Source organism: Delftia sp. DT-2 (genome assembly GCF_028401915.1).
GTDB classification, from domain to species: Bacteria; Pseudomonadota; Gammaproteobacteria; order Burkholderiales; family Burkholderiaceae_C; genus Comamonas; species Comamonas tsuruhatensis.
Genome location: NZ_JAQOTI010000015.1, coordinates 60,563 through 77,497 on the forward strand (window position 1 = coordinate 60,563; position 16,935 = coordinate 77,497).

The following is a 16,935-nucleotide window of genomic DNA, read 5'->3' on the forward strand; positions in this document are numbered from 1 at the left end:
TCGCAATCCGCCTTCCACGCAACCCGAACGCCCTACCTCTTCAACACCTCGCCCACCCTCTTGCGCACCGCCCTGCTCGCCTGCCCATACCTGAGCAACAACTCCGCCACCTCATCATCCGTATCCGAATAGAAAAGCGCCATCGGCACCTTGAGCACTTCCGCCAACTTGCGCGCGGTCAGGAGGTCCGGTCTGTGTTTCCCCAGCTCATAGCGATTGACCCGCGGCCAACCACAAACTGGTAGGCACCCGCCTCAAGTCCATCCGGCAGCCCCCATCTTCTTGAACGCCCTGCCAATCAGCTACGCAACTCGTAGTATCTGCGTCAAGAAAAACCGGCAAGCATCATCCCTTTCTGAAGGAGATGCAATGTCAGACACCAATGGAATGCTTCGTGGAGAGTCGAACCCATGAAGCACATCCCCTCATCCCCTCCCCCCGAAAACACCCACACCCAGAAGCTCGCAACCGCACTGCATGAAATGGACCGCTTCGTGCAGCAAGGCTGTGCCGAGGTTTCCGCCCTGGCCCAGCTGGCGCTGGCCTGGCTGGAGATCCCCGAGGGCCATCAGCGGCTGGACGTGGTGGCGCAGGCGCTGGTGACCATTCGCAACAGCGCTGAATCGCTGGCGGAGTTCGCGGGCAGTGAAGCCCGGGTGATGAACTGCGAGTACGAGGACCAGGCGGAGGTGCGCCGCAGCGAGGCTGCCAAGGTGGCTGCCGAAGAGGCCGGGCATGTGTACACCGTGGTGGGGCCTGGGGCGGCGCGGGGCGTCAGGTAGTCCCGCAGGTACTGGGGCTGCGCCCCGTTGCACCCTGCACGACCGTCTATCCCTTGCGTGTGCGAAACAGCAGCCACAGCAGATACACCCCGCCCAGCAGCCCCGTCACCAGCCCGATGGGCAGATGCAGGCGCACGGGTGCCCAATGGCTGAGCATGTCGGCCGCCAGCAGCAGAACGGCGCCCATGGCTGCCGCCGTGAACAGGGGCACGTCGGGCGACAGCCCCAGGCGCCTGGCCAGCTGGGGCGCGGCCAGCGCGATGAAGGCGATGGGCCCCGCCGCTGCGGTGGCGATGGCGGTCAGGGCCACTGCGGCCATCACCATGGTGAGCCGCGTGCGCGGCACGTTGACGCCGAGCTGGGTGGCGGCATCGTCGCCCAGCTCCAGCAGGTTGATGCGGCGGGCGCACCACAGCACGACGGGCACGATGGCGATGAAGCCCAGCGCGGCGGGCACGACATGGGCCCAGGTCCGCGCGCTGAGCGAGCCGGCCAGCCAGCGCTGCGCGGCGACGGCCCGGTCCAGGTCCCCCATGACCAGCAAGATGGTGTTCAGGCCCGAGAGCGTGGCCCCCACGCCTATGCCCACCAGCACCAGCCGGTAGCCGCCGGCAGCACGCCGGCCTCCGGACAGCGCAAGCACGACCGCCGCCGTGGCCATGCCCGACAGCACGGCGGCCAGCGATGTCCACAGCGGCCCGGCGTCACCCAGCACGATGAGCGCAATCGCCCCGCTGGCCGCGCCGGTGGTGAAGCCGATCACGTCCGGCGAGCCCAGCGCGTTGCGGGAGATGGACTGAAAGATGGCGCCCGCCATGCCAAGCGACGCGCCCACGAAGACGGCCGTGAGGACACGCGGCAGCCGCACCCGCTGCACGATGCGCTCAGCTGCGGGGTTGGAGCCCGTGCCCAGCAGGCTGTCGAGCACTTCGGCGGGGCTGAGGGACAGGGTTCCCGTGCCCAGCAGCAGCACACCCAGCACCAGGGCCAGCACGACCAGCGCCATGCCCACGGCCAGCGGCCTGGGCCGCCAGAGAAACGAACAGGCTCCCCAGCGCACAACGGATGTGTTCACGGAGGTCTTCATAGCCTGCTCAACCGGTATCTGCACGCCACCCAGACAAAGAACGGCCCGCCGATCAGGCAGGCGACGATGCCCGCAGCCACTTCGGCAGGCGCCGCGACGACGCGGCCCAGCACGTCGGCCCCCAGCAGCAGCACCGCCGCGTAGAGCGCGGACAGCGGCAGTATCCAGCGGTAGTCCGGCCCGCACGAGAGGCGTGCCAGATGCGGCGCCACCAGGCCGACGAAGGCGATGGGCCCCACGGCCGCCGTGGCCGCCCCGGCCAGCAGCATGACTGCAAGGCAGGCCAGTTGCGCGGTGGCGCGCACATTGACACCCAGCGCCAAGCCCACGTCATGCCCCAGCGCCATGGCGTTGAGCTGGCCGACGATGGCCCAGGCCGCCGCCAGCCCTGCCGCCACGGCGGCCGCCAGCACGGCGGCGCTGGCATAGCCGCTGCCCTCCAGCGAGCCGGCCGCCCAGTGGCGGAAGCCGTCGAAGACTTCCGGGGGCGCGTTGAGCAGGATGATGCCGGCGCTGGAGGTGAGCATGACCGACAGGCCGGCCCCGGCCAGGACCAGGCGCACCGGGTGCGCGCCCGCGCCCCGGGACTGCCCGAACGCGAAGACGGCGGCGCCCGCCAGCCCCGCGCCGGCAAAGGCGCACCAGACGTACTGGAGCACGGACGTCAGGCCGAAGGCCGTCATGCCGATGAGCACGGCCAGCGCCGCACCCGCGTTGACGCCCAGCAGGCCCGGCTCCGCCAGGGGATTGCGGGTGACGGCCTGCATGAGCGCGCCAGCCACGCCCAGCGCCATGCCGGCCAGGATGGCCACCACGGTGCGGGGCATGCGCAGCAGGCTGACGATCAGGTGCTGGTCATCACGCAGGTCCGGAGCCCGCAGCGCGCCGAGGATGTCGGCCAGCGCAATGTCGCGCGAGCCGACGGTGATGCCGAGCACGGCGATGATGGCCAGCGCCAGCAGCCCGCCTGCAAGGCCCAGCCAACGCCTGCAGTGCAGGGAGGACCGCGAGGAGGAGCACAAACACGAGCGCTGGGCAGGCCGCGCCGCCGCGCCTTGGAGCCGTGCACGCATGGCTCAGCGGAAATGGCTTGCCACGGCGTCGACCATCTGCTGCCCCGAGTAGTAGTCGATGCGAAACGAGGTCGGGCCCAGCGGATAGACGCGCCGCCCGGCAACGGCGGGCAGGTTGGCCAGCAGCGGATCGTCCAGGAAGGCCTGCACATCGCCCTGCGAGGCGCCGAGCAGGAAGACGGAGTCGCCGGTGATGGCGGCCGAGAGATTCTCGCGGGAGATGAATTCGAAGTCCGAGGCGCGTGTGACCTGGGCGGCCAGCGCGGGCGGCAGGCCCTCCACCTTGAAGCCCAGTGCCGCCAGCAGCCGCGCATGGGGGCTGGCGGCGCGGCCTATGGAGTAGCTGCCGGCCAGGTTGTAGGCGACGATGCTGACGGGCCGGGCCGGTGGCGTGATGGAGGCGGCGGTCTGCGCCACATGGGCATCGAAGCGGGCAATGGCTGCGGCGGCCTGCTTCGCATGGCCCGTGATGCGGCCCAGCTCGGTGGCGATGTCCTGCCAGGACTGGCTGGAATAGTCGACCACGACCATGGGCACGCCCTGCGCCTGCAGTTCGGTGCGGTGCTGGGCCACGCTGTCGGCCCCGGTGGCGGAGGCCACCAGCAGGTCGGGGCTGGCGCCGATGGCGGCCTCGATGTCGAATTGCAGGTTGCGGTAGAGCACCTGCACGCCACGCTTGTCGGCAACGGCGGCCCATTGCGAGAAAAAGCCCTTGTCGTCGGTCATGCGGCTGGGCGTGGTCGCGGCGGTCGCGACGACCGGCGCATCGATGGCCAGCAGGATGCCGGTCACGCTGGGCGAGGTGGAGACGATGCGCCGGGGCAGCGGTGCATGGTCTGCGTGTGCTGCAGCCGGCGTACCCGATGCATGCGACGCATGCGATGTATCCGACGTATGCGGTGCGGCGCCCGCCACGGGAACGGCGGCGCGTGGAAACCATGCGAAACAGGCCAGCACGGCCAGTGCGGCGGCCGCACCCAGGGCGGCAAGTTGGAGTCTGTTCATCTCGATCCGAAGCGACGGGGCCGGGCGCCAGGGCGGCGTCTTCAGCGTATTCCGCATTGTAGAATTCATTCCACATTGCAAACACCGAAGGACCTATCGATTGTGGGAAATGACCGGCCATGACGCAGCGCCTGAGTGCTGATGCGGTGACGCTGCGCTACGGCGAGCGCACGATTTCGCAGGGCCTGTCCCTTGCCATTCCCGATGGCTCCTTCACCGTCATCGTGGGGCCGAATGCCTGCGGCAAGTCCACCCTGCTGCGCGCGCTGTCGCGGCTGCTGGTGCCGGTGACCGGGCAGGTCATCCTCGATGGCCGGCACATCTCGCAATTTCCCGCCAAGGAGGTGGCGCGGCGCCTGGGCCTGTTGCCGCAAAGCGCGGTGGCACCCGAGGGCATCACGGTGGCGGACCTGGTGGCGCGGGGGCGCTACCCCCATCAATCCTTCCTGAGGCAGTGGACGGACGCGGATGAGCAGGCCGTGGCCGAGGCCATGCAGGCCACCGATGTGGCAGCGCTGTCCGACCGCCTGCTGGACGAGCTGTCAGGCGGCCAGCGCCAGCGGGTGTGGATTGCGATGGTGCTGGCGCAGCAGACGCCGATCCTGTTGCTGGACGAGCCCACGACGTTCCTGGACATCGCCCACCAGATCGAGCTGATGGAGCTGCTGGCGGATCTCAACGACGCCGGCCGCACGGTGGTTGCGGTGCTGCACGACCTCAACCAGGCCTGCCGCTATGCCTCGCACCTGATCGCCATGCGCGACGGGCGCATTGCCGCGCAGGGCGCGCCCGGGGCGATCTTCACGGAGCAGTTGGTGCAGGAGGTGTTCGGCCTGCCGGCCGTGATCATGGCAGACCCTGTGTCGGGGACGCCCCTGGTGGTGCCCAGGGGGCGCAGGGCCGTGAATGCCGTGGAGCGCGCCGCAGGGAACTGAGGCGCCCGGCCATTCTTCCCGGCGCGGCTTTCAAGGCGAATCTGCGCTGAAGGCCCGCCCGCCCGTGGACTGGTTGATCAGGCTGGCCTCGCGGAACAGTGCGACCCGGTCTTGCGGCGACTTGAGCTGGCCCAGGTCCGAGACGGTGGTGACCGCGCAGACGATTTCATGCTGCGCATCGAACACCGGCGCCGCCTGGCCCGTGACGTTGGACAGCAGGTGGCTGGTCATCTCGGACCAGCAGCGCTCGCGCACTTCGTCGAGCACGGCCTTGGCCGGCGGCTTGCCACGGAAATGGGCGGGCTGCTGGCGCCGTGCGGCGTCGATGGTGGCCTTGGGCAGGAAGGCCTGGAACACCAGGCCGCAGGCGGTGTTGTCTATGGGCAGGATGTCGCCCAGCGCCAGCGGGTTGATCGAGAAGTAGGCGCTGCGGTACCAGCGCACCAGGGTCGGACCGCGGTCGGTCCAGATGGCCACGCCGCCGCTGAGCGCATGGCTGTGCGTCAGCGCCTTCATGCGCTGCGCCGCAATCTCCACCGCATCCACACGCTTGAGCGCGCCAATGCCGATGCTCAGCGCCGCGCTGCCCAGGTCATACAGGCCGCTGGCCGGGTCCTGCTTGGCCAGGCCTTCCTTGACGAGGCTTTGCAGGTAGCGGTGGGCCGTGGAGCCCCCCGTTCCCGTTCGCCGGGCCACCTCGCCCAGCGCCAGCTCGCTTTCGGCATTGGCCAGGACCATGAGAAACCGGGTGGCGATGGAGACGGACTGGATGGTGCCGGAGCGCTTCTCGCCGGCTGTCGTCTGAGGTGTTGTTGTTTTCAAGGGCTTGGCTTTCTTGCCTGTACCAGGCGCATCGCAGGTGGGGGCGCAGGCGCCGCCGGTGTCGATGATACCGGCTCTGCCGAAGGCTCTGCACGGGTGCGCGCACACCATTTCGCCGCTGTTTTTTTCTTCCGCATGTGGGAATGCATTCCCTACTGTGGAATTTCAATGCATGATGGCGACCTTTGAAAAATACGAATCATTCTCATCAAAGGAAGATGCTGTGAAGCTGTGTTTCCATCGCAGGCTACCGTCCCGGGCGGGCGCCATCGCACTCTCTACCCTGATGGCGCCGGCCGGCGCCTTCGCACAGGGCGCATCGGGTTCCGGGGGGGAATCCAACGCGCTTGAAGCGGTCGTGGTCAGCGGAGAAAAGGTCAGGCGCGAACTCAAGGACACGGCCTCCTCCGTGTCGGTCAAGGCCGGCAAGGACCTGGCCCGGCAGGAGTCCGGCAATGCCTCGGTCCACGAGGTGCTGCACGACGTGCCCAACGTGGTCTACACCGACACGGTGGGCGCGCCCATCATCCGCGGGCAGGACACGCAGGGCCCCAACAACGGCCAGAACGTCTTCTGGGGCGGCACGGTGCCGCGCGCCACCATCAACCTGGATGGGCACTATCTCAACTACAACGAGATGTTCTTCGGCGCGACCTCGGTCTGGGATGTGGAGAGCATCGAGGTGTTCCGCGGCCCGCAGACCACCTCGCAGGGTGCCAATGCCATTGCGGGCGCCATCGTCGTGAACACCAAGGACCCCAGCTTCAAGCGCGAAGGGGCCTACCAGCTGGAGGCGGGCGACTACCACTCGCGGCGTGCGTCCATCGCCGTCTCCGGCCCCGTGAGCGAGGAGCTGGCCGCGCGGCTGGCCGTGGACTACTCGGGGCGCGATACCTTCATCGACTACACCAATCCGCAGTTCCAGCGGGGCCAGGCCGATCAGGATTTCCGCGCGCTGAACGCACGCATGAAGTTCCTGTGGCTGCCCAGCAGCGTTCCGGGCCTGGAGGCCAAGTTCACCTATTCCCACAACGACAGCAACCGCCCCAGCCAGGAGGCGGCGTCCGCTCCGTTCAGCGCGCTGGAGCACTGGACGACAACCATGCCCAGCTGGAAGCAGAAGACCGACACCGGCATCCTCGACCTCAGCTATGAGCTGGGCAACGGCGTGCGGCTGGTCAACCAGTCCCAGTATTCGCGCTCGTCCGTGCAGCGCTACACGGGCATTCCCGGCGAGGGCGATGCCGATATCCGTCAGAACAATGTCTCCAATGAGTTCCGCGCCCTGGTGGGCAGCGACAAGGACCGCCTGAGCGGCTTCGGCGGCGTCTACTATGCGCGCACCGGCACGGACGAAAGCCTGCTGCTGCGCGGCCTGTCCGCCTTCGACGACACGAAGAAGAACCTGGGCGTCTTCGGCGAGCTGAACTGGCGCCTGGCCGACCGCTGGACCCTGACCAGCGGCCTGCGCTACCAGCAGGACGAGGTGGTGCGCACCGGCACTTCGGTGCTGGCACCCACCGCCCTCGACTACACGAAAACCTTCTCGGCACTGCTGCCCAAGCTGTCCCTGGCCTATGCCGCCACACCGCGCTGGACCGTGGGCGCGCTGGTCAGCCGGGGCTACAACCCGGGCGGCGTGTCGCTGAACCTCACCAGCCGGCAATGGGCGTATTTCAAGAAGGAGTCGATCTGGAACTACGAGCTGTTCAGCCGCGCCAGCCTGCTCGATGACCGGCTGATGCTCAACACCAACCTGTTCTACATGGACATGCGGGATGCGCAGTACAACATCCCCGTGGTCATCTCCCCGGGCGTGGCCCAGTCCTACACCATCAACGCGGAGAAGGCCCATGCCTACGGCTTCGAGCTGGGCGCCGACTACCGCGCGCTGGACAACCTGCGGATCAAGGCCGGCGTGGGCGTGCTGCGCACCCGCATCGAGGAAATGGGCAGCAACCCCGGCTACGAGCACAACCGCTTCGCCCGCTCGCCCGGCTACAACCTGAGCCTGGGCGTGAGCTGGGACGCCAGCCCCCGGTTCAATGTCTCCGGCCAGGTGCGCCACCTGGACGGCTACTACTCCGATACCGCCAACACCCGCGCCTATGCGGTCGGCTCCAACACCATCGCCGACCTGCGCATGACCTATGCCTACAGCGCGCGCGTGCAGTTGTACGGCTATATCAAGAACGTGTTCGACAGGCGCGCACCGACGTACCTGCAGCAAAACCGCGGCATCGGCGGCATCGAGGCCAGCATGACCGCGCCGCGCATGATCGGCGTGGGCGTGCGCGGAACGTTCTGAGATGGGAATGACAGCAGACATGACAACCCGCAAACCCCTGCACATCGGCCTTTCGCTGGCCCCCACCTGGCTGAGCGGCGACGCCTGGCGGCGGCCCGGCAGCCATATCGAAGGGCTGTACTCCAGCGACTTCGCCCTGGACCTGGCCCGGCGCGCCGAGGCCGCGCACCTGGACTTCGTCTTCCGCCCGGACGTGAGCTTTCTGCCCATGGAGGCGCTGGAGACGGGCGCGGGCTTCGCCAGCCTGGACCCCACGGTGCTGATGGCAGCGCTGGCACGCGAGACCTCGCGCATCGGCCTGGTGTCCACGGTATCGACCACGTTTTTCCCGCCCTATGCGGTGGCGCGCCAGCTGCAGTCGCTGCACTGGATCAGCAACGGCCGCGCCGGGTGGAACATCGTCACGGCCCTGCAGGGCCACGAGAATTTCGGGTTGCAGGCCATGCCCGATGCCGATGAACGCTATGCGCGGGCCGCAGAGTTCACCGACGTGGTGCGCCGGCTGTGGGCCAGCTTCCCCAACGAGGCCTTGAAGATCGACCGGGACAGCGGCCGCTACGCCGACGCCTCGCTGGTCCGCCCCATAGACCACGAGGGACCGCACCTGAAGGTGCGCGGCCCGCTGAACCTGCCGGAGTTCGGCGGCCCGCGCATTCCGCTGGTGCAGGCGGGCGCGTCCAGCACAGGGCGCGACTTTGCCGCATCGGTGGCAGACATTGTTTTCGCCCCCACGCCGGACCTGGACGCGGCGCTGGAGCTGCGCCGGGACCTGTCTCGGCGCGCCCAGCGCCATGGCCGCCAGGCGCAGGATGTGCGCCTGCTGCCCGGCCTGAGCCTGTACCTGGCCGACACCCGCGAGCAGGCCCGGGAGATGTTCCAGCAGACGCACGGCCGGGTGGACAGGGGCCGCAAGCTGGCATCGATCAAGGCCATGGTCGGCCTGGACCTGACGGACTGGCCCGCAGACCGGCCGATCACCGCAGCCGACCTTCCGCCGCCCGTGGCAACCCCGTCCAGCCGCACGCATGCGGGCCTGCTCAGGCGCCTGATGGAACGCGAGTCATTGCGCATCGACGAGCTGCTGCTGCGGCCGGAAATCCTCTCCGCCGCGCACTGGCAGGTGGTCGGCACGGTGGACGATGCCGTGGCGCAGATCACCGAGTGGAGCGCCGCTGGCGCCATCGACGGCTTTCTGGCCGCGCCTGGCGGCTCCGTCGAGTCCCTGCATTGCGTGCTGGAGCAGCTGGTGCCGCGCCTGGTGGAGGCCGGCCTGTTCCGCTCCCGCTACACGGGCACCACGTTCATGGAGCACCTCGACGAGTCGAGGTAGGGGCTGCGCCCTGCCCTCGCCTGGCCTTCACTGCGCCCGCGTGTCGGACCCGCCATCGGGCTCGAACGCAAAGCCCACGCCATAGACGGAGCGAATCCACTCATGGCGGTCGTCCGCCGCCTTGAGCTTTTTGCGCAGGTTCTTGATGTGGCTGTCGATGGCGCGCTCGTTCACGTCCAGCGTGTCGGCGCAGGCCAGCTCCAGCAGTTGCGCGCGCGAGTACAGGCGGCCGGGCTGGCGCATCAGGGCCTGCAGCAAGGTCAGCTCCCGCTTGGTCAGTGGCAGCACGCTGCCGTTGAGCATGGCGCGGCCCTGCTCGGGCAGCAGCGTCAGGCGTTGCTGCGCGGGGTCGGGGCCGGCACTGCGGCGCAGCACGGCCTTGACGCGGGCCACGACTTCGCGCGGGGCGAAGGGCTTGCAGATGTAGTCGTCCGCACCGAGCTCCAGGCCCAGCAGGCGGTCCATTTCCTCGACACGCGCGGTGAGCAGGATGACGGGGCTGGCGCTGTGGGGGCGGAACTGGCGCAGGATGTCCAGGCCGTCCAGCCCCGGCAGCATGATGTCCAGCAAAGTGAGGTCGGGCGGGGAGCGCAGCATGCGGTCCAGCGCCTCGCGCCCGTGGCGGATGTGCTCGACTTCGTAGCCTGCATGGCGCAGGTAGTCGATGACGATGGCGGCCATGTCGGTCTCGTCCTCGACCAGGAGGATGCGTGCAGGCTTCATGGCGCGGGATTTTCCAGCAAGGGCAGCCACAGCGTGATGCGCAGGCCGCCCAGTGGCGAGGCGGCGGCCTCGATGCTGCCGCCATGGGCCTGGACGATGGTGCGGCAGATGGCCAGCCCCAGGCCGGAGCCGCCCAGGCCGTCGCCGTCGCGCACGCGGGAGGCGTCCACGCGATAGAGGCGGTCGAACAGGCGCGGCAGGTGCTGGCTGGCCACGCCGGGAGCCGTGTCGTCCCAGCACAGCTGCAGCATGCTGCGGTCCTGCATCTGGACGATTTCGGCGGACACCTGCAGCCGCCCGCCCGCAGCCGTGTAGCGCAGGCTGTTTTCCAGCAGGTTGGCAAACACCTGGTGCAGCCGGTGCGGATCGCCCTGCACCAGCGGCGGCGGAACGCGCGCGGCCAGTTGGTCCACGGTGGAGCGGTCCAGGCCAATGCCGACCTGCTCGAAGCCGGGCCGCGCGCCGTCCAGCGCCTCGCCCAGCAGGGTCAGCACATGCACGGGCACATGGCCCGAGCCGTGCAGGGCCTGCGGGTCGTCCAGGCTCACGCGCAGGTCGCTGACCAGCCGTATCAGCCGCATGATCTGCCGGTGCAGGCGCAGCGCCATGCGGTCGTCCATGGGCAGCACGCCGTCCTGCACGGCCTCGACCTCGGCGCGCATGGTGGACAGGGGCGTGCGCAGCTCATGCGCCACGTCGGCCAGCCAGCGCTGGCGCGAGGCCTCCATGGTGGCCAACTGCACGGCCATGTCGTTGAAGGTTTCCGCAAGGCGGGCCAGCTCCGCATCGCCCTTGATGGCCACGCGCGTGTCCAGCCGCCCGGCCGCAATGCCGCGCAGGCCGTCGACAAAGGCGGTCAGCGGCTCCAGCCAGCGCCGCGTGAGCCAGGCCGACAGCAGCAGCGCCAACAGCAGGCCGGCCAGCCCGGTCCAGGCCACAAAACCCATCTGCTGCGCGAGGAAGGCGCGGTCCAGGTCGCGCTGCATGCCCTGCCCGGTCTGCACGGGGGACAGCACGATCTCGCCAATGGCCTGCCCATTGGCGGCGCGCAGAACGCGGTGCGCCGCACCGGGCTGCGGCGCCATGCCGGAGATGAGCTGGCCCTGGGCATCCAGCAGGCCCACGCGCGCCCACGGGCCGCCGAACGGGCGGTCTGGCGGCGGGCCTGGGCGGTCTGTACGGTCGGAGCGCTCTGAGCGCTCTGAGCGCTCTGAGCGATCTGCAGGCTCTCCGCCTTCCGGCCCAGGTGGCGGCGGAAACTCCGGGCCCGGCCCCGGACCGCGGCTTCCCTCAAAACCAGGTCTCGGCTCCGGCATGGGCATGGGCATGGGCATGGGGGGCCGTGGCCCGGGCTCGCCCGCAGGAAAGCCCCGGCCCATGCCTGCGCCCGGGCGCACCATGTCGCGCCAGAAACCGGGGTTGGCGCGCGCCGCATCCCAGCCGCCGTTTTGCTCATGGTGCTGGACCAGCCGCTCGGCCAGCCCGTCCATGCCGGTCAGCTCCACCTCGGCCATGTACGGGCCCAGGCCCCGCTGCAGGCCCAGGCGCGAGAAGCCGAGAAACACCAGCAGCAGGGCCACCAGCAGCACGGCAAGGGCGAAGAAGGCCTTGTGCTGCAGCTTCAGGCGCGGGAGGCGGAGGCTCATTCAGTTGCTGCGTCAGACGGCAATGCCGATGGATATCGTGGCGGTATGGCCATTGGTGGTATCTCCGGTGAAGGTGGGCGTCTGCCAGGCGATCTGCTCGCTGGTGTTGTCGCCGAAGACATTGTCCGATGTCACGCTGACCCGCGACAGGTTGGAGACGCTGGCGCTGTAGCCGCTGACACCGGCATAGACGGCGCTGGCCACGTCCTTGGGCATGGCCATCTGCGAGGTCAGCAGCTTGTTGGTGTAGCTGCCGGCCGTGTTGAGGCTGCGGAACACCTCGAAGTGCATGTGCGGCCAACGCCCGTCATAGCAGCCCGGGAAGATGGTCACAAAGGTGCATTCGCCATTGCTGTCCGTCGCCTGCACGCCGCGCAGGAAGTTCTGGTTGAGCAGGTCGGTGGAGTACAGCGAATACTCGCCCTCGCGGGTGCAATGCCACAGGTAGATGGCATAGCCTTCCAGCGGGCTGCAGTTGGTGCCGACGTTGACCAGGGTGATCTTGAGCGTCAGCGGCAGGCCCGCAGCCGTGCCGCTCATGCCGCCAAAGCTGCTGCGCAGGTCGCTGCGCACCACGCCGCTTTGCGACAGCACGTTGACCAGGCTGCCGCGCGAGCCGTTGGAGCCGTCGGCGGGGTAAGGACCCTCGGTTTCCGTGGGATCGACCATGCAGGCGCCGGTCGTGGTTCCTGTACCTGTACCTGTACCTGTGCCTGTGCCTGTGCCTGTGCCCGTGTCGGTGCCCGTTCCTGTCCCGGATCCGGTGCCCGTGCCGGTTCCTGTCGAATCACTGGAATCACCACCGCCGCCACAGGCGGACAGAAGCGCCACGGCGCCGCCAGAGGCCATCAGGCCCAGCATGCGGCGCCGGTCGAACAGGCGGCGCGCCATGACTTGCAGATCGTGCTGAAGGCCCAGGTCGTGGGCATCTTGAGAGTGGTTCATGGGGATGGCTTTTTCATGAGGGCCTGTGCGCAGGCCCGTGGGGTTGCAGACAGCCCGGCGGCGTGGCCCGCCGGGCCACGCGATCACTGCTGCGGATGGGGCGGCGGCCCGCCTGCGCCGGGCCCGCCGGCCGGCATGGCCACCAGTTGCCCGTTCAGGCTGCGGCAGGTGCCGGCCAGCGTCTTGCCATCGGGCATGGTCAGCGTCACGCTGTCACCCTCGGCCTTGCCCTGGCAGGCCGTATAGGCCTCGGGCGGCGGCGACGGCGGATTGCCGTGCCCCCCGTGGCCCTGCGCATGGCTGCAGGCCGCCGCGAAGGCCGCCACAGCCAGCACCAGGGCCGGGCGAATGCGTGAAGCGTTGGTTTGCGAGAAATCAATCATGGTCTTTTCCTGGAGTTGCCAAGGAATTCTTGCGACCAATCTGGGGGGAAATTGGGAGAAGTGGGGACGAGCTGGTACAAGCTCACAGAGCGAGTGGGTCAACAAGCTCTGCATCGCACAACAGAACCATGAAACCAACAAGATTCCTGCTGCTGGCCGCCCTGCTCTGCCCACCCGCTCTTGCTGCGGATCTGACCGTGATCGAAATGCATGCGGCAAGCGGCAATGATCGCCCGTACAGCCTGGATGGCCAGCGGGTCAGTCCGGCTCAGTTGAGAAACACACTCTCCAGGAAGCTGACCGCTGCCCCCGATTCCAAAAGCACGGTTCGCATTGCCGTGCTGGTCGATCCCGATGTGAAGGTCGGCGCCCTCTCCGAGCTTCGCGGTCTGGTGATGAAAGTGGGATTCGACATGCCGCGCTATTTCATGACGACGCGGGTGAATGACAGGCTCTCCGAGATCCAGGTGAACTACAGCCCGGTCTTCCCGAGAAGCGGGCTGGAGGCGGTGATGTCGTCCGGCCAACCGGCTGCGGATCCGTCGCTCACAACGCCAGCGCCCCCCCGCTGAGCCGTGCCAGCGCCTGCAACTTGCCGACCAGCGCGGGCGGCAGGGGGAATGCCTTCGGCGCGGTGGCAGGCATGGGCAGTGCGCTGGTCCAGGGATTCAAGGGCTCAGTCAATGCGTTGCAGCTTCTGGCGAAAGAACATTACACCGTACGCATAGCTGGCGGCAGTGGCAGAACCCTGCTTATTTGGACACTGCCTGATAAGCGGCCTGCACCGCGCGCACAAGGGAAGGATGCAGGACTCCCAACTTGGGCGTCTGTCCATGGGGAGCTGCAGGCGGCACTGCAAACCACTCTGCCGTATACGGCAGATCCAGGGCCTGCTTGAGATTGAATTTCGTGTCATAGCTCAACCCGGCAGCCGCATAGGCCACGGGATTGCGCTCGCGCAGGATGGCAAACTCGCCCTTGTACAGCGTGGTAGTGCGCTGGCTGGTGCCGTAGGCGACTCGTACCGTGAACTGCGGAGCATCGTCATCGAAGACCACCAGGATCAGCGCGGGCCGAGGCTTGGGCCCGGGAATGATGTCTTGCGGGAAATAGCACCAGACGATGTCGCCCGCCGTGGGCTCATCCCACCAAGGTGCGGTCACAGCGTCTCCAAGTCGAACAAGCTCGACTTCACCGAGCGTTGCTCTCCTTGCGGCACTTTTTTCTTGATTTGCCTGACCTGGGCTGCCGTCAAGGGGCCGTCATCCGCCTCGTACTGCGGCAGCATGCGTACGGCAAGCTCATGCAGCGCACGGTGTATCGCCTGCGTTTCATCAACACCAAGATGCTCGGCCAGGCGCTTGGCGGTTTCTCGCGTGACGCCGGTGGCGCTGTCCACTGCGCGGTAGCGGAAGGCAATCTGGTTGGCGTTTGTGCGGGTCGGCATATTCAACTCCTTTGGATATATCAAAGATATCCACCCTGCCAGTACATGTCAACGATGCCCATGAATCGACCATGCCTCGGGCATGTCGGCAAAGCGGTACGACCCGGACCTTCTCACACCCATCTGAAGACTGCCTGCACGGCCGTGGGGCCTTGCGCGCAAGGCAGCAGCGCGTTCAGAAACTTCGCCCGCAGGGATACAGCCGACCAGACCAGGGCCATCCGGACTTACTCCAACACGACATTGGCCTTCTTGACCAGGCGCGCAAAGCGTTCCTGCTCGGAGCGCAGGAACTGGGCTGCGGCCTCGGGGCTGTTGAGCACGGTGTATTCGTCGCGCCGTGCAAAGCCGGCCTTGACCTCGGGGTCGGCAAAGGCAGAGGCGATGCCGTCGTGCAGGCGCCGCACCTGGGCGGGCGGCATGCCCTTTGGGCCTATGGCGGCCACCCAGCCGGCGATGTCCACGCCGGGAAAGCCCTGCTCGGCCACGGTGGGCACATCGGGCAGCGATGCCACGCGCTCGCGGCCCATGATGCCGATGGCACGCAGCGCGCCGGATTTGAGGTGCGCCTGCGCAGTGCCCACGGCGATCACGCCGAAGTCCACCTGCCCGCTGAGCAAATCCACCACCATCTGGCCCACGCCCTTGTAGGGAATGTGGCGTGCCGTGGCGCCGGCGGCGTCCAGAAAGACCTCGGCCGCGAGGTGGAAGATGGTGCCGTTGCCGGACGAGGCGTAGTTGAGGTCGCCGGGCCGCGCCTTCATGAGCGCCTGCAGTTCGCGCGCATTGCGCGCCGCCACCTTGGGGTGGACGACCAGCACGAAGGGCGAACCGCCGACGATGGACAGCGGCGTGATGTCGGCCAGGCTGTCGTAGGGCAGCTTCTTGAAGACGCTGGGGTTGACGGCGTGGTTATTGGAGATGAAGGCGATGGTGTTGCCATCGGCCGGCGCCTTGACCAGGGCCTGCGTTCCCGTGATGCCGCCCGCGCCCGGCAGGTTCTCCATGACCACGGGCTGGCCGCCCAGCGAGCGCACCAGCGCAGTCTGGGCCGAGCGCACGATGGTGTCGGCGCCCGAGCCTGCCCCCACGGGCAGGATGACGCGCAGCGGCGTGCCATTTTGGGCGCGCACGCCCAGGGCAGCGGCCCCCAGCGATGCGCCGGCCAGGGCCAGCAGGGTGCGGCGGCGGAAGGGATGGGACGAGTGCATGGGGTTGTCTCCTTTTTGTGTTGTCTCATGCGCGCCGGGGTGGTTTTTCTGCGGCCTTCGGCGCCCGGGGATGGCTGTCAGGTCCGTGATGCAAGGGCTCCGAGGATTTCTTCGGTGTGCTCGCCAATCCCGGCCAGCGGCATGCGCACGCCGGGACGGTGGCCGTTCATGAGCAGGGGCAGCAGCACCACGTCGGTCTGGCCGCCGTCTTCGGTCTGCATGGAAGCCAGGCCGCCGCTTTGGCGCAGGTGCGGGTCGTCCACCAGTTGCTCGGGCCGCGTGATGGGCGCGTAGGGAATGCCTGCGGCCTCCAGCTGCGGCGCAAGCCGGGCCGATTCATGGCCGGCCAGGATGGCGCCCAGCTCGGCCAGCAGTTGGGGGCGCACGGCCACGCGGGCGGCGTTGTCGGCGTATTCGGGGCGCTGCAGCAGGTCGGCGTGGTCCAGCACGCGGCACAGGGTGGCGAACTGCTTGTCGCTGACGGCGCCGATGAACAGCTGCTCGCCACCGGCCAGGGTGAACACGTCGTAGACGCTCCAGGCCGACACGCGCGAGGGCATGGGCGGCGGTGCCTCGCCCGTCATCAGGTACTGCTGCATGTGCTGGGAGGACAGGAAGACGCAGTTCTCGAACAGCGCGCTTTGCACCTCCTGGCCGCGCCCGGTGCGCTCACGCTCGCGCAGGGCGGCGAGCACGCCGATGGCGCCGAACATGCCGCCCATGATGTCGTTGACGCTGGTGCCCGCGCGCAGCGGCCGGCCCACGGGGCCGGTCATGTACGACAGGCCGCCCATCATCTGCACCACCTCGTCCAGCGCCAGGCGCTTCTCGTAGGGGCCGGGCAGAAAGCCCTTGTGGCTGACGTAGATGAGACCGGGAGCGCGCTGCGACAGCGTGGCGTAGTCCAGGCCCAGGGACTGCATGAGGCCGGGGCGGAAGTTCTCCAGCACCACATCGCTGCCAGCGGCCAGCTCGGCAGCGGTGGCGCGGCCCGCTTCGGTGGTGATGTCCAGCACCACGCTTTTCTTGTTGCGGTTGAAGCTGCGGAAAAAGCCGATGCCCAGGCCAGGCAGCGTGCGCGTTTTGTCGCCGCCCGGTGGCTCGACCTTGATGACTTCGGCGCCCAGGTCGGCCAGGATCATGCCGCAGGTGGGGCCCATGACCATGTGGGTGAATTCGATGACGCGGATGCCGGACAGCGGCAGCAGGGGTTCGGTGGCCATACAGGTGTGCTCGTG

18 protein-coding genes are annotated in these 16,935 nt (G+C 68.2%); 5 read left to right on the forward strand and 13 right to left on the reverse strand.

Features of this window, described 5'->3' with window-relative positions:
• Positions 1-32: 32 nt before the first annotated feature.
• Entirely contained in the window at positions 33-206 is a 174-nt protein-coding gene (locus PO605_RS24510; RefSeq protein WP_156136072.1) for an XRE family transcriptional regulator, read from the reverse strand.
• A 204-nt stretch (positions 207-410) separates the two neighbouring features.
• On the opposite strand from PO605_RS24510, the gene PO605_RS24515 reads away from it, so the two are divergent.
• A complete protein-coding gene (locus tag PO605_RS24515) occupies positions 411-782 on the forward strand; it encodes a hypothetical protein (RefSeq protein ID WP_047472246.1) in 372 nt (123 codons plus the stop codon).
• Positions 783-828: 46 nt separating this feature from the next.
• On the opposite strand, the gene PO605_RS24520 is transcribed toward PO605_RS24515, so the two are convergent.
• From PO605_RS24520 to fepB, 3 genes are read right to left on the reverse strand one after another with little or no spacing between them, the layout of a single operon-like run.
• Positions 829-1,869 carry a FecCD family ABC transporter permease gene (locus PO605_RS24520; RefSeq protein WP_047472247.1) on the reverse strand — a complete coding sequence of 347 codons (1,041 nt, stop codon included), beginning with the start codon at positions 1,867-1,869 and terminating at the stop codon, positions 829-831.
• Positions 1,866-2,942, reverse strand: a complete 1,077-nt coding sequence (locus PO605_RS24525) for a FecCD family ABC transporter permease (RefSeq protein WP_272207006.1) — start codon at positions 2,940-2,942, stop codon at positions 1,866-1,868. Before PO605_RS24525 ends, PO605_RS24520 begins: the two co-directional genes overlap by 4 nt.
• A gap of 3 nt (positions 2,943-2,945) precedes the next feature.
• Positions 2,946-3,947 (reverse strand): Fe2+-enterobactin ABC transporter substrate-binding protein, encoded by a 1,002-nt coding sequence (gene fepB / locus PO605_RS24530; protein WP_272207007.1) that lies wholly within the window; start codon positions 3,945-3,947, stop codon positions 2,946-2,948.
• 119 nt (positions 3,948-4,066) lie between these two features.
• Between fepB and PO605_RS24535 the strand changes: the two genes are divergently transcribed.
• Positions 4,067-4,882: an ABC transporter ATP-binding protein gene (locus PO605_RS24535; RefSeq protein ID WP_272207008.1), complete on the forward strand. Its 816-nt coding sequence runs from the start codon at positions 4,067-4,069 to the stop codon at positions 4,880-4,882.
• A 30-nt stretch (positions 4,883-4,912) separates the two neighbouring features.
• On the opposite strand, the gene PO605_RS24540 is transcribed toward PO605_RS24535, so the two are convergent.
• Positions 4,913-5,704 (reverse strand): IclR family transcriptional regulator, encoded by a 792-nt coding sequence (locus tag PO605_RS24540; protein ID WP_012204987.1) that lies wholly within the window; start codon positions 5,702-5,704, stop codon positions 4,913-4,915.
• 358 nt (positions 5,705-6,062) lie between these two features.
• Here PO605_RS24540 and PO605_RS24545 point away from each other — a divergent pair, with 358 nt between their 5' ends.
• On the forward strand, positions 6,063-8,012 hold the full coding sequence (locus PO605_RS24545) for a TonB-dependent receptor (RefSeq protein WP_272207009.1): 1,950 nt from the start codon (positions 6,063-6,065) through the stop codon (positions 8,010-8,012).
• A 19-nt stretch (positions 8,013-8,031) separates the two neighbouring features.
• Complete coding sequence (locus PO605_RS24550) at positions 8,032-9,342, forward strand: NtaA/DmoA family FMN-dependent monooxygenase (RefSeq protein WP_272207010.1); 1,311 nt, start codon at positions 8,032-8,034, stop codon at positions 9,340-9,342.
• Between the two features lie 27 nt (positions 9,343-9,369).
• Here the strand turns inward: PO605_RS24550 and PO605_RS24555 are convergent, their stop codons facing one another.
• The 4 genes from PO605_RS24555 to PO605_RS24570 form a co-directional block, all read right to left on the reverse strand.
• Positions 9,370-10,065 carry a response regulator gene (locus PO605_RS24555; protein ID WP_272207011.1) on the reverse strand — a complete coding sequence of 232 codons (696 nt, stop codon included), beginning with the start codon at positions 10,063-10,065 and terminating at the stop codon, positions 9,370-9,372.
• The gene (locus PO605_RS24560) at positions 10,062-11,711 is read right to left on the reverse strand and encodes an ATP-binding protein (protein ID WP_272207012.1); all 1,650 of its coding nucleotides are present in this window, start codon (positions 11,709-11,711) and stop codon (positions 10,062-10,064) included. The genes PO605_RS24555 and PO605_RS24560 overlap by 4 nt, the downstream gene beginning before the upstream one ends.
• A gap of 12 nt (positions 11,712-11,723) precedes the next feature.
• Positions 11,724-12,656 (reverse strand): dioxygenase family protein, encoded by a 933-nt coding sequence (locus PO605_RS24565; protein WP_272207013.1) that lies wholly within the window; start codon positions 12,654-12,656, stop codon positions 11,724-11,726.
• Positions 12,657-12,739: 83 nt separating this feature from the next.
• Complete coding sequence (locus tag PO605_RS24570; RefSeq protein ID WP_016448111.1) at positions 12,740-13,039, reverse strand: hypothetical protein; 300 nt, start codon at positions 13,037-13,039, stop codon at positions 12,740-12,742.
• Between the two features lie 128 nt (positions 13,040-13,167).
• Here PO605_RS24570 and PO605_RS24575 point away from each other — a divergent pair, with 128 nt between their 5' ends.
• Entirely contained in the window at positions 13,168-13,611 is a 444-nt protein-coding gene (locus tag PO605_RS24575; protein WP_272207014.1) for a hypothetical protein, read from the forward strand.
• Between the two features lie 180 nt (positions 13,612-13,791).
• Here the strand turns inward: PO605_RS24575 and PO605_RS24580 are convergent, their stop codons facing one another.
• From PO605_RS24580 to PO605_RS24595, 4 genes are all read right to left on the reverse strand, one after another.
• Positions 13,792-14,202 carry a hypothetical protein gene (locus PO605_RS24580; RefSeq protein WP_043791292.1) on the reverse strand — a complete coding sequence of 137 codons (411 nt, stop codon included), beginning with the start codon at positions 14,200-14,202 and terminating at the stop codon, positions 13,792-13,794.
• Complete coding sequence (locus tag PO605_RS24585) at positions 14,199-14,486, reverse strand: hypothetical protein (RefSeq protein WP_016453658.1); 288 nt, start codon at positions 14,484-14,486, stop codon at positions 14,199-14,201. Before PO605_RS24585 ends, PO605_RS24580 begins: the two co-directional genes overlap by 4 nt.
• 227 nt (positions 14,487-14,713) lie before the next feature.
• Complete coding sequence (locus tag PO605_RS24590; protein ID WP_047472782.1) at positions 14,714-15,697, reverse strand: tripartite tricarboxylate transporter substrate binding protein; 984 nt, start codon at positions 15,695-15,697, stop codon at positions 14,714-14,716.
• Between the two features lie 77 nt (positions 15,698-15,774).
• Positions 15,775-16,920, reverse strand: a complete 1,146-nt coding sequence (locus PO605_RS24595) for a CaiB/BaiF CoA transferase family protein (protein ID WP_334313821.1) — start codon at positions 16,918-16,920, stop codon at positions 15,775-15,777.
• Between the last annotated feature and the right edge of the window lie 15 nt (positions 16,921-16,935).

Bases quoted from the DNA above. Each gene is read 5' to 3' on its own strand.
- PO605_RS24590 (WP_047472782.1), bottom strand. From the start codon at position 15,697: ATGCACTCGTCCCATCCCTTCCGCCGCCGCACCCTGCTGGCCCTGGCC.
- PO605_RS24570 (WP_016448111.1), bottom strand. From the start codon at position 13,039: ATGATTGATTTCTCGCAAACCAACGCTTCACGCATTCGCCCGGCCCTG.
- PO605_RS24520 (WP_047472247.1), bottom strand. From the start codon at position 1,869: ATGAAGACCTCCGTGAACACATCCGTTGTGCGCTGGGGAGCCTGTTCG.
- PO605_RS24560 (WP_272207012.1), bottom strand. From the start codon at position 11,711: ATGAGCCTCCGCCTCCCGCGCCTGAAGCTGCAGCACAAGGCCTTCTTC.
- PO605_RS24595 (WP_334313821.1), bottom strand. From the start codon at position 16,920: ATGGCCACCGAACCCCTGCTGCCGCTGTCCGGCATCCGCGTCATCGAA.
- PO605_RS24550 (WP_272207010.1), top strand. From the start codon at position 8,032: ATGACAACCCGCAAACCCCTGCACATCGGCCTTTCGCTGGCCCCCACC.
- PO605_RS24565 (WP_272207013.1), bottom strand. From the start codon at position 12,656: ATGAACCACTCTCAAGATGCCCACGACCTGGGCCTTCAGCACGATCTG.
- PO605_RS24515 (WP_047472246.1), top strand. From the start codon at position 411: ATGAAGCACATCCCCTCATCCCCTCCCCCCGAAAACACCCACACCCAG.
- fepB (WP_272207007.1), bottom strand. From the start codon at position 3,947: ATGAACAGACTCCAACTTGCCGCCCTGGGTGCGGCCGCCGCACTGGCC.
- PO605_RS24525 (WP_272207006.1), bottom strand. From the start codon at position 2,942: ATGCGTGCACGGCTCCAAGGCGCGGCGGCGCGGCCTGCCCAGCGCTCG.
- PO605_RS24535 (WP_272207008.1), top strand. From the start codon at position 4,067: ATGACGCAGCGCCTGAGTGCTGATGCGGTGACGCTGCGCTACGGCGAG.
- PO605_RS24555 (WP_272207011.1), bottom strand. From the start codon at position 10,065: ATGAAGCCTGCACGCATCCTCCTGGTCGAGGACGAGACCGACATGGCC.
- PO605_RS24585 (WP_016453658.1), bottom strand. From the start codon at position 14,486: ATGCCGACCCGCACAAACGCCAACCAGATTGCCTTCCGCTACCGCGCA.
- PO605_RS24575 (WP_272207014.1), top strand. From the start codon at position 13,168: ATGAAACCAACAAGATTCCTGCTGCTGGCCGCCCTGCTCTGCCCACCC.